Source organism: Nocardia amikacinitolerans (assembly GCF_900215415.1).
Lineage (GTDB): Bacteria > Actinomycetota > Actinomycetes > Mycobacteriales > Mycobacteriaceae > Nocardia > Nocardia amikacinitolerans.
In genome coordinates this window covers 340,851-352,745 of record NZ_OBEG01000002.1, presented here as the reverse complement: position 1 = coordinate 352,745, position 11,895 = coordinate 340,851, and the positions used below count along the sequence as shown (strand labels likewise).

Genomic DNA, 11,895 nt, shown 5'->3' with positions numbered 1-11,895 from the left:
CATGACCGACGCCAAGTCCATCCGTCCACTGCGCGCCAGCGCGGTCTCCGAATGGGGACACTCCGCCGATGTCGTCGTCGCGGGGTACGGCATCGCCGGGGTGTGCGCCGCCATCGAGTCCGCGCGGGCGGGCGCCGACGTGCTCATCCTGGAACGCTCCGGCGGATGGGGCGGCGCGGCGGCGATGGCGGGCGGCTTCATCTACCTCGGTGGCGGCACGCCGTTGCAGCGGGCGCTCGGGTTCGAGGACAGCCCGGAGAACATGGAGAAGTTCCTGCTCGCCGCGCTCGGGCCGGGCGTGGACGCGGCCAAGATCGCGGACTACTGCCGCAACAGCGTCGAGCACTACAACTGGCTCGTCTCCTGCGGTGTGCCGTTCCGCGAGGCGTTCTGGGGCGAGCCCGGCTGGGAGCCGCCGCACGACGAGGGCCTGATGTACTCCGGCGGCGAGAACGCCGCGCCGTTCAACACCCTTGCCACGCCCGCGCCGCGCGGACACGTCCCGCAGTACGCCGACAAGCGGATCGGGCAGCGCAGCGGCGGCTACATGCTCATGAAGCCGCTCGCCGAGACGGCCGAAAAGCTCGGCGTGCGAGTCGAATACGACACACGCATTCGCAGGCTGATCGTGGACGACGACGATCGGGTGGTCGGCGTGGTCGCCGCGCACTTCGGCAAGGAGGTCGCGATCCGGGCCGAACGCGGCGTCGTCCTGGCCACCGGCAGCTTCGCCTACGCCGCGCAGATGATCGAGGGCTACGCGCCGCGCCTGATCGGCAGGCCCGCCGCCGCCATCGAGGAGCACGACGGCATCGGCATCCGGGTGGCGCAGGCGCTCGGCGCGGACCTGGCGCACATGGACGCCACCGAGGTCGCCTTCTTCGGTGACCCGCAGTTGCTGGTGCGCGGCATCCTGGTGAACGGGCGCGGCCAGCGCTACATCCCGGAGGACACCTATCCCGGCCGGATCGGGCAGGCCACGCTGATCCAGCAGGAGAACCAGGCGTACCTCGTTATCGACGAGGCGTCCTACGAGGCGGCGCTGAAGACCGTGACCGCGACGCCGTTCTTCCGGCAGCAGCCGACCTGGGTGGCGGAATCGGTCGCCGAGCTCGAGGCCGACATGGGCTTGCCGGAAGGGGCGCTGCAATCGACCGTCGAGACGTACAGCCGGCACGCGGCCGAGGGCAAGGACCCGCTGCTCGGCAAGAAGCCGGAATGGGTGCGCCCGATCGGTACGCCGTTGGCGGCCTTCGACATGCGCAACTTCACCGCGGGATTCACCCTCGGCGGACTGCGCACGGATCTGGACTCGCGGGTGCTGCACGTCTCTGGTGAACCGATCGCCGGGCTGTACGCGGCGGGACGCTGTACCTCGGGGCTGTGCGCGGGCGGCTACGTCAGCGGGGCCTCGCTCGGCGACGGCAGCTTCTACGGCCGCAGGGCCGGGGTGGCGGCCGCCAAGAACTGATGGGGACTGATAGTGTCTGGACACATGTCCGAAGGTGATTCCATCATGCTGGAGGCGACCCGGCGTCGCCTCAGTGGGAAACAGGCCGACACTGTCGACAAACTGACCAAGTCGGCCGTGGAGGTGCTGGCCCGCGAGGGCTTCGCGGGCATGACCATCCGGTTGGTCGCCGCGGCCGCCGGAGTCGGCACCGCCACGGCCTACACCTATTTCTCCTCCAAGGAACACCTGGTCGCGGAGATCTTCTGGCGTCGCCTCGTCGCCTCGCCGTCACCGGCGAGCGAATCCGACGACCCGCACGACCGCGTCGTCGCCGAGTTGCGCAACATCGCCATGCTCGTCGCCGACGAGCAGGAACTCTCCGGCGCGGTCACCAGCGCACTGCTCGGCCGCGACCCCGACGTCGCGCACCTGCGCGATCGCATCGGCGCCGAGATCCGTAAACGCATCCTGCGCGCCCTCGGCCCCGACGCCGACCCCGACATCGTCGAATCCCTCGAACTGCTCTACGCAGGCGCCCTCGTCCGCGCGGGCATGGGGTACGCCTCCTACTCCGAAATCGCCGACCGCATAGAGAAATCCGCGCTGTTGATCCTGAAGTAGGCGTACCTCCGCATTCGCTCCGGCCATGCGCGGATTGAGGACGGACTTCGTCCGGCAGCGCTGGTTGTGCGTACCTCCGCATTCGCCCCGGCCATGCGCGGACTCCGTGCGGCAGCCCTCGGGAGGCATGAGGCAGGGAGGGCGGCGTGGCGAAGTCGGCGTTTCGCGAGGACACTGGGGCCGTAGCGGCCAACTCGTCCTCAGGAGCACATGCGATGTCAACCAACGGGCCTTTCGGCATCGATCCGGAAGATATCGAACGCGCGCTGCGTGAGGCGGGGACCGAGCTGCGCGACCTGCTCGGGAAAGCGGGCGTGTATCTGGATCGCGTAGATCACGCGAGCGTCGGTTCACTGGCGTCGTTTCTCGGTCAGTTCGTCCAAACGGAACGGCCACGTCCACCGCAACCCGAGACCACCGGCGAGACCGGCAGCGGAGTGTGGGCGATCTACAGCATCGACGACACCGGCGAGGCCAGCGTCGACCAGGTCTTCCCGAGCGAACTCGAGGCCCTCCGCGCCCACCGCGACAACACCGATCCACGCCGCCGCGTGCGCTTCCTCCCCTACGGGGTCCCGGTAAGCGTGCTGGATGCGCCAAGCGCCGACACACCCCACGAGTAGGCGGAAATCGTCCTGCCTCCGCTACAGCGCGGGCACGCACGCTGAGAACCGGCGGCGGTCGGCTGAGCTGTCATACGCCCCGGGTATTCGGGGGAATCCCTGATGGCGCGGGGCGGGGTTCGCAGACAGACTGGAGGGCATGACTTCGCAAGCTGTGGGGGCCGATACCGCCGAGACGGTGGCTCCGACCGAAATCGCGGCGCGGGCCGACGACCTGTCCAAGGTGTACGGGTCGGGTGATACCCAGGTCAGGGCGCTGGACGGGGTGTCGGTCGAGTTCGCGAAGCGGGAGTTCACCGCGATCATGGGGCCCTCCGGCTCCGGCAAATCGACCCTCATGCACTGCTTGGCGGGGTTGGACAGTGCCAGCTCCGGCACGGTGCGCATCGGCGAGACCGATCTGACCGACCTCACCGACAAGCAGATGACCCGCCTGCGCCGCGATCGCATCGGCTTCGTCTTCCAGGCGTTCAACCTGGTGCCAACGCTCACCGCGCTGGAGAACATCACGCTGCCGCTCGACATCGCGGGCCGCAAGCCCGACGAGGACTGGCTGAACACGGTGATCAAGCGGCTCGGGATCGGCGACCGGCTCGACCACCGGCCGAGCGAGCTGTCCGGCGGCCAGCAGCAGCGGGTGGCGTGCGCGCGGGCGCTCGCGGGCAAGCCCGAGATCATCTTCGGCGACGAGCCGACCGGCAACCTCGACTCGCGCGCCTCGGAGGAGGTGCTGTCCATCCTGCGCGCCGCAGTGGACGAGTTCGGCCAGACGGTCGTGATCGTCACCCACGAACCGCACGCGGCGTCGTTCGCCGACCGGGTGATCTTCCTCGCCGACGGCCGGATCGTCTCCGAATTGCGCGATCCCACCGCGGAATCGGTGCTGGACCGGATGAAGTCGCTGGAGCAGGCGTGAGGGGCGCGGTCGTGACGCGCGACGTCGTCGTGCGGGGGGAAGCGTGATGAACGGCAGTCCGATGCGCAAGGTCGCGCTGCGCAACCTCGCCGCGCACAAAGTCCGGTTGGCGCTGACCGTGCTCTCGGTGGTGCTCGGCACCGCGTTCATCGCGGGTTCGTTCGTCTTCACCGACACCTTGCAGCGCACGTTCGACGGCCTGTTCGCCAGCCAGGCCAAGGGCGTCGACGTGCGGGTCAGCCCGAAGGAACAGCAGTCCTTCGGCGTCCCGCTCGGCGTGGTCGACATGGTCTCGGGGATGGAAGGCGTGCGCGCGGTCGCGCCGAGTGTGAACGGCCCACTGGTGCTGCTCGACCCCGAGGGCAAGAAGCCGGTGCAGACCGGCGGCGCGCCGAGCTGGGGCGAGTCCTACGTCCCGCCCGAGCACGCGGTCGCGGAACCGCCGACGTTCGTCGCGGGCACGCCGCCCACCAAGGCGGGCGAGGTCGCCATCAACAGCGGCGGCGCGGAGGTCGCCGGGCTGAAGGTGGGGGACCGGACGAAGATCATGATCCCGTCGCAGAGCACCCAGCAGCGGCCGGTCCTCGACGTCACCATCAGCGGCATCTACGAATTGCCTTCGGACACCGGTGGATTCATCGGCCTCTATTTCGACGACGCGCAGGCCAGGCAGCTGTTCACCGACGGAACGCACGTCGCCTGGATCGACATCGCCGCCACCGGCTCCGGCGACGAATTGCGCGACCGCATCGCCGCGGCGCTGCCCGACTTCAAGGTGCAGAACGGCGAGCAGGTGCGCGCCGATATGAAAGCCCAGGTCTCCCAGGCGCTGAACTTCATCAACTACTTCCTGCTCGCGTTCGGCGCGATCGCGTTGATCGTCGGCACGTTCATCATCTACAACACCTTCGCGATGATCGTCGCGCAACGGCTGCGCGAGCTGGCCCTGCTGCGCGCGGTCGGCGCGAGCAGCAGACAGGTCGGCGGCTCGGTGGTGGCCGAGGCGCTGGTCATCGGCGCGATCGGCAGCGTGATCGGTCTCGCGGCGGGCATCGGCCTTGCGTTCGGGCTCTCGGCGGTGCTCAACGCCTTCGATCTCGGTCTGCCCACCGGTTCCATGGCGGTGCTGCCGCGCACGGTGATCGTCGCACTGGTCGTCGGTCTCGTGGTCACCGTGATCAGCGCCTACGCGCCCGCGCGCCGGGCGGCGAAGATCCCGCCCGTGGAGGCGATGCGGGAGGAATTCGCTTCCGCCGGTGAGTCGTTGCGTATCCGCACCGCGGTCGGTGCGGTGCTCGCCGTCCTCGGCGTCGTGCTCGTGCTGCTCGGCTCTCGCTCGACCGGCGGCAGCGCGGCGGCGACGGTCGGTGTCGGCGCGTTCGCGCTGATCCTCGCCGTGCTGCTGGCCTCGCCCGCGCTGTCGCGTCCGGCGGTCGGCGGCCTCGGGGTGCTGATCCGCCCGTTCGGGCCGATCGGCCGGATGGCGCGCAACAACGCCGCGCGCAATCCACGCCGCACGGCCGCGACCGCTTTCGCGCTCACCCTCGGCCTGATGCTGGTGTCGTTGATCAGCATGCTCGGCGCGTCGGCCAAGGCCAGCGTCGCGGTGCTGGTCGACAAGGGCGTCGAGTCCGAATACGTGCTCGCGGGTCCGCAGCAGTCGGCGCTGATCGGGCTGCCGCTCGGCGTGCCGGACGCGGTGCGCGCCGGTGTGCCGGAAGCCGCCGAGGTGATCGGTTTCCGCGGCGTCGCGGTGAAGGTCGGAGACGATCGGCTGGCGGGCGTCGCGCCCGACGGTCCGATCGACAGCGCGCTGAACTACGAGATCCTGCAAGGCACGGACACGCTCGGCGAGCGCGGCATCATGGTCTCCGACGACGAAGCGGCCCAGCACAATTGGCGGGCCGGTCAGCAGATCGAGCTCACCACGCTCGACCGCAACCAAAAGGTGCCGGTCACCATCGCGGGCGTCTACAAGAAGACGCCGCTGCTCGGCGACCTTGTGGTGCCGCCGCCGATCTTCGAAGCGGTGACGCCGACCGCGTTCCGCAACAACTTCTACGTGCTCGTCAACGCGAAGCCGGGCGCGGACGTGGCCGCGATGCGCGCCGACCTGGAGAAGGCGACCGATCAATTCGCGGTCGTTCAGGTGCAGGATCGCGAGCAGTTCAAGGGCGCCCAGGGCCGCCAGATCAACACCCTGCTCGCCATCCTGTACGGCCTGCTCGCGCTGGCCGTGGTGATCGCCATCCTCGGCATCATCAACACGCTCGCGCTCTCGGTGGTGGAGCGGCGCAGGGAGATCGGCATGCTGCGCGCGGTGGGCACGATGCGCTCGCAGATACGACGCACGATCTACCTGGAGTCCATGCTGATCGCGGTGTTCGGCGCCATCGTCGGGGTGGTCCTCGGCATCGGCTTGGGTGTCGGATTCCTGCGCACGCTGAGGGATTTCGGCATCGACCAGATCGACATCCCGGTGACCCAGCTCGTCCTGGTGCTGATCTCCTCGGCCGTCGTCGGCGTGCTCGCCGCGCTGTGGCCGGGCATCCGGGCCGCACGCACCCCACCGCTGGCCGCCATCGCGGACATCTAGGCCCCTGTCTCGGAGTCCCATCCGGCGCTTCCTCGGCCGAGGCCGCGGGAGCGTCCGGCCGGACTTCGAGGCAAGGCTCTGCCCCAACTTCGAGCCGGGTCCGTCCGCAGTTGCGACACGATTGCTATCACAAAACCGAGTAGTCGGTTACTCGCGCGGCGCGGCTCGCGGCGCCGCATGCTTTCCGTATGTCCAGGGTCTTCCTGAGTCATTCGAGCCGGGACACGCGTCAAGCGGTCGCGCTGAAGGCATGGCTTATCCAGGCGGACCCGGGTCTCGCCGACGAGATCTTCCTCGATCTGGACAGGCAGACCGGGATTCCCGCCGGTGTCCGCTGGAAGGACGCCCTGCGCCGAGCGAGCGAGCGCTGTGAGGCCGTCATCTGCTTGCTGTCCGACCACTGGGACGCCTCGCACGAGTGCAAGACCGAGTATCGGTCCGCCGAAACCCTGGGCAAGCCGATCTTCGCGGTGCGATTGCAGCCGGCGAAGGGCCGGGACATCACCAGCGAGTGGCAGCGGTGCGACCTGTTCGGTGCGGGGCCGCACACATCGATCTCCGTCGACGACGGTCCACCGGTCGAATTCCGCACCGAAGGCCTGCTGCGGCTGCGCGACGGTCTGCGGGCAGCGGGCATCGGCGCGGACACCTTCGCCTGGCCACCGCCCGACGACCCGGACCGGGCGCCCTATCGCGGCTGGCAGCCGTTGGAAGCGGTGGACGCCGCCGTGTACTTCGGCCGGGACGCGCAGATCGGCCGGGCGCTGACCGCCATCCGAGCCCTACGGAATACGGGCGTCGGTCAGCTGTTCGTCGTGCTCGGGCCGTCCGGGGTGGGGAAGTCGTCGTTCCTGCGTGCGGGCTTGTTGCCGCGCTTGCGACGCGACGACCGCCACTACCTGCCCGCCGGAATCGTGCGGCCGCAGCGCTTTGCCCTGACCGGCGACGGTGGTCTCGCCCAGACGATCCACCGGCTTCGCGCCGATCTGGGACTGCGCCAACCGAGTCTCGGTGTCATCAAGGCGGGCATCCGCGACGTGGCACGGGTGCGGGACTGGCTGGCCGAGGCGCAGGCGGCAGCGCAAGAGCGAATCGTCGATCCCACCGACGACGAACCGCCGACGCTCGTGCTTCCCCTCGACCAGGGCGAGGAGTTCTTCGGTGTCGACGCCGACGAGGAAGCTCGAGCGTTGCTCGCCCTCGTCGGCGAGTTGCTCGACCCGCGCATCGCGATGTCGATGGTCGTCATCGCGACCATTCGGGCTGACCGGTACGAGCCGCTGCAAACCGCGCCGGAACTGGCCGACGTCGCGCTCCGCTCGTTCGACGATCTGAAGCCGATGCCGCAGGCGCAGTTCAAAGAGGTCATCTGCGGGCCCGCACGGCGGGCGCGACAAGCGGGCAGCAAGCTCGCCTTCGCCCCGGAACTGGTGGACCGACTGCTCGACGACTGGTCGCACGGTGCGGACACCCTGCCGCTGCTCTCGCTGACCCTGGCCCGGCTGTACCAGGACTACGGCGATGGCGAGATCACTCTCGCCGAATACGAGGCGATGGGCGGCTTGCGCCGCGTCGTGCAGAGCGAGGTCGACGAGTTGCTCGCGGTCGATCCCGCGGTGCGACAGGAGCAACTCGCGGTGCTGCGGACAGCGTTCGTGCCGTGGCTGGCGACCGTCAACCCGGATAACGACCAGCCGATGCGCCGGGTCGCGCGCTGGCTGGATCTGCCCGCGCCCAGTCGTCCGTTGCTGGAGAGTTTCATCGCCCGGCGGCTGCTCGTCCGGGACGAGCGCGACGGTGAGATCGTGGTCGAGGTCGCCCTGGAAAGCCTGCTGCGGCAATGGGACGCGCTGGCCGAATGGTTGCGGATCGAGGGCGCCGATCTGAAGGATGCCGACAATCTGGAGCGCGCCGCGCTCGCCTGGGAACGCAACGGCCGCATCGTGGAGTGGCTGCTGACAGGCAGCAGGCTCGCGGACGCCGAAACACTCGCCGCGAAACCGGGATTCCGGGACCGGCTCGACCACGTGCGGGAGTTCCTGTCGGCCTCGCGTCAGCGCGAAGACCGGCTACTCGCCGAGGAACAGGAGCACCGGGAGGCCGAGTTGCGGGCTGCCAGGGATCGGCAGGAAGCTGCGGAAGCGCTGGCGGCGGCGGAAACTCGCGCGAAGGAGGATGCGGAGCGGCACGCTCACATGTTGCGCAAACGATCGCGGATTCTGCGGGCGGCATTGATCCTCGTGGTTGTCGTGGCGGTGGTGGCGGCGGTCGGATTCGTGCGGGCGCTGCGCGCGGAGGATCGGGCACGCGCCAATGCTCGAGATGCGTCCGCAGCGGCGTTGGGCGCTCGATCTCAGCTCATGCTGAGCGAATCGTGGCAGGGGGGCGCGAGCGACGACGTGTTCGGAATGCAGATGGCCCTGGCGGCCAGCAGTTTTCCGTCGAAGACCGATGCCGGCTTCGCCGTGCTCAACGCGATCCATCAGACGCGCAACGTCACCAAGATCTACGGCTTGAACGGCGCCAGTACATACAGCGTGCAGATCAGTCCGGATGGGAGGCGGATCACCACCACCCGCGGCAGCGCGATCGAGTTGGTGGACGCGGGAAGCTGGCGGCGAATCGGCGAACTCATGACCGGCCACAAGGGCGAAGTGAACAAGATCGCCTTCAGCCCGGACGGCAAGCGCATCGTGTCCGCAGGCCGCGATGCGACGGTGCGACTCTGGGATGCGGAAACGCAGCAACCGATCGGCGAGCCCATGCGTGGGCATATCGGGCCGGTGATGACAGTTGCGTTCAGTCCTGATGGGAGCGAGCTCGTCTCGGGAGGCGTGGACAGAACTGTCCGTTTGTGGGATGCGGAGACGCGGCGACCGATCGGCGAGCCGATGACCGGATCCGAGAAAGAGGTGATGTCGGTGGCGTCCGGCGCCGACGGTCTGATCGCCTCGAGTGGCCTCGACGGCGCGATCCGGCTGTGGGACCGCGTATCGCGGCAGCCGTCCGGTGCGATCCCGACCGGCCAGTACAGCGTGAACAGTGTCGCGTTCAGCCCGGACGGCGCCCGGCTCGCCGCGGCGGGCACGGACACGACGATCCAGCTCTGGGATCCGCGCACCCGCCTGCCGATCGGCGAACCGATGCGCGGACACACCGCGGTGATCGCGCATGTGACGTTCAGTCCCGACGGTGCTCGACTCGCCTCCGCGAGCGACGACAAGACGATCCGGACATGGGACACGGCGTCCGGGCGGCCGGTGGGTGAAACACTGCGCGGACACGAATCCGGGGTCACCGGTGTCGCTTTCCACCCCGACGGGCGACGGATCGTTTCCGGCGGTCTCGATGCCACGGTGCGGGAATGGATCGGCAAAACGGGCACCGTGTATCGCGAAGGCCCGGTGATCAGCGTCGCGATCAGCCCTGATGGCAGGCGCATAGTGTCGAGCACGGGGGACGGGACGATCAGCCAATCGGAGATCGACACCGGCAAACAGGTGGGTCCCGTTGTCCGCGGCGATGCTCTCGAAGGCGCGTCGTACAGCGCCGACGGCAGGCAGCTCGAGTCGATCAACACGAGCCATCGACGAATATGGGATGCGAACACCGGCGAGCAGGTCGGTGCGCCGATCGCCTTCCCGCCCGAGACGAAGGCGGCTCTCACCGATGGTCGCGGCACGGCGGCGTCGTTCACGGAATCGTCCGGTCAGCTGTGGAACCTGCCGTCGATGCGACCGATCGGCCCGTCACTGGACGAAGCCAAAGGAGTCCTGACGGCTGAGTTCAGTCGTGATGGAAAGGTACTCGCGGCCGGGGGTCGGGACTGGGTGGTGCGATTGTGGGACGCGACGACTGGCCTGCGGGTCGGGAAGCCCATGGAGGGCGGGGGATGGGTGTCCGCCATCGCCTTCAGCTCGGATGGTCGCAGGCTCGCGGTCGGGTACTTCGACAGCTCGGTGCGGCTGTGGAACGTGGACACCGGGGAACAGATCGGTGATCCGATGTGGCACGACGGCTGGGTGACGGACGTCGAGTTCGGTCCGGACGAAAAGATGCTGGCGAGTGGCAGCGTGGACGGAAATGTCCGGCTGTGGGATGTGGAATCGCAGCGGCAGATCGGCCCCGCGATGATCGGGCACGCGGGCATGATCGGAGACATCGACTTCACGCCGGACGGCACACAGATCTTGTCCGCGAGTGCCGACAGGACGATCAGATTCTGGCCGGTATCGACGTTCGATACCGACAAGCTCTGCGCCAAGATGACTTACAACATGAGTCGGGAGATGTGGAACAAATGGGTCTCGCCCGACATCGACTATGAAAAGGTTTGCCCGGATCTCCCCATCGCGGGCGAAGAAGGTGGGTAGCCACGACCCCCTCACGGTTTTCCGGCGTTCGCATCGGCCCAGGATCGGACGTCGCCGCGATCCAGCGCCACCGCGAGCAGGTCCGGGAAGCGGTCGGGTGTGCAGGCGAAGGCTGGAATACCGAGTGCGGCAAGGGCGGCGGCGTTGTCGTGGTCGAAAGCCGGTGCGCCGTCGTCGGAGAGCGCGAGCAGCACCACCACCTGCACATCCGATTCCCGCATGGCGTGCACCCGGCGCAGCATCTCCGCGCGGATGCCGCCCTCGTAGAGGTCGGAGATCAGCACGAAGAGCGTGTCGGCCGGGCGGGCGATCAGCGTCTGGCAGTAGGCGAGCGCCCGGTTGATGTCGGTGCCGCCGCCGAGTTGGGTGCCGAACAGCACGTCGACCGGGTCGGTGAGCAGATCGGTGAGGTCGACGACCTCGGTGTCGAAGACCACCAGCGACGTGCGCAGCGACCGCATCGACGCCAGCACCGCGCCGAACACCGAGGCGTACACCACGCTCGCGGCCATCGACCCCGACTGATCGATGGCCAGCACGACGTCACGCCGCACGGTCTGGGTGTTGCGTCCGTAGCCGACCAGACGCTCCGGGACGACCGTGCGGTGCTCGGGCAGATAGTTCGCCAGGTTCTTGCGAATGGTGCGGTCCCAGTCGATGTCTCGGGCCCTCGGCCTGCTGATTCGCGCCGCCCGGTTGAGCGCGCCGGAGACGGCGGTGCGGGTGTGCGTGGCGATGCGCTGCTCGATCTCGCGCACCACCCGCTCGACCACGGTGCGCGCGGTCGCCTTGGTCGTCTCCGGCATCACCCGGTTCAGGCTGAGCAGTGTGCCGACCAGGTGCACGTCGGGCTCGACGGCGGCGAGCAGCTCCGGCTCCAGCAGCAGTTCGGTGAGTTGCAGGCGGTCGATGGCGTCGCGCTGCATCACCTCGACCACGCTGGACGGAAAGTAGGTGCGGATGTCGCCGAGCCAGCGCGCCACCCGCGGCGCCGAATCACCGAGGCTGCCGGAACGTTTCCCGGAGGTGGGCTCGTCGCCGGTGTTGTAGAGGGCGCCGAGGGCACGATCGACCGCCACGTCATCGGACCCGCCGAGGCCGCCGAGCTCGGGTGCGGCCGCCGCACCGAGCACCAGACGCCAACGGCGGGAGGGGTTTTCGTCGGGCTGGCTCATTGCGCGACTCCTCGCGGACGTGGGGCGGGTTTCGCGCACGGCGCGGTTGCCAACCAAAGGTGACCACCACGCGCCCAGACCGACCGAATGTCACCATCGGTCGGGATTCGCCGGCGGGCGCCAATCGAGCGAAGGTGA

The 11,895-nt window shown here is 68.7% G+C and carries 7 protein-coding genes; 6 read left to right on the top strand and 1 reads right to left on the bottom strand.

What is annotated here, in order from left to right; genetic code table 11:
- The first annotated feature begins 1 nt into the window (after position 1).
- From CRP45_RS09880 to CRP45_RS09855, 6 genes are all read left to right on the top strand, one after another.
- Positions 2 to 1,471 (top strand): FAD-dependent oxidoreductase, encoded by a 1,470-nt coding sequence (locus CRP45_RS09880; RefSeq protein WP_097244843.1) that lies wholly within the window; start codon positions 2 to 4, stop codon positions 1,469 to 1,471.
- A gap of 24 nt (positions 1,472 to 1,495) precedes the next feature.
- On the top strand, positions 1,496 to 2,074 hold the full coding sequence (locus tag CRP45_RS09875) for a TetR/AcrR family transcriptional regulator (RefSeq protein ID WP_067791578.1): 579 nt from the start codon (positions 1,496 to 1,498) through the stop codon (positions 2,072 to 2,074).
- A gap of 215 nt (positions 2,075 to 2,289) precedes the next feature.
- Positions 2,290 to 2,697 (top strand): MotA/TolQ/ExbB proton channel family protein, encoded by a 408-nt coding sequence (locus tag CRP45_RS09870; RefSeq protein WP_097244842.1) that lies wholly within the window; start codon positions 2,290 to 2,292, stop codon positions 2,695 to 2,697.
- A 139-nt stretch (positions 2,698 to 2,836) separates the two neighbouring features.
- Entirely contained in the window at positions 2,837 to 3,613 is a 777-nt protein-coding gene (locus tag CRP45_RS09865) for an ABC transporter ATP-binding protein (RefSeq protein ID WP_067791571.1), read from the top strand.
- 46 nt (positions 3,614 to 3,659) lie between these two features.
- A complete protein-coding gene (locus tag CRP45_RS09860; RefSeq protein WP_179830833.1) occupies positions 3,660 to 6,209 on the top strand; it encodes an ABC transporter permease in 2,550 nt (849 codons plus the stop codon).
- A 188-nt stretch (positions 6,210 to 6,397) separates the two neighbouring features.
- The gene (locus CRP45_RS09855) at positions 6,398 to 10,582 is read left to right on the top strand and encodes an nSTAND1 domain-containing NTPase (protein WP_097244841.1); all 4,185 of its coding nucleotides are present in this window, start codon (positions 6,398 to 6,400) and stop codon (positions 10,580 to 10,582) included.
- A gap of 11 nt (positions 10,583 to 10,593) precedes the next feature.
- On the opposite strand, the gene CRP45_RS09850 is transcribed toward CRP45_RS09855, so the two are convergent.
- Positions 10,594 to 11,757: a VWA domain-containing protein gene (locus tag CRP45_RS09850; RefSeq protein WP_097244840.1), complete on the bottom strand. Its 1,164-nt coding sequence runs from the start codon at positions 11,755 to 11,757 to the stop codon at positions 10,594 to 10,596.
- Positions 11,758 to 11,895: the final 138 nt, after the last annotated feature.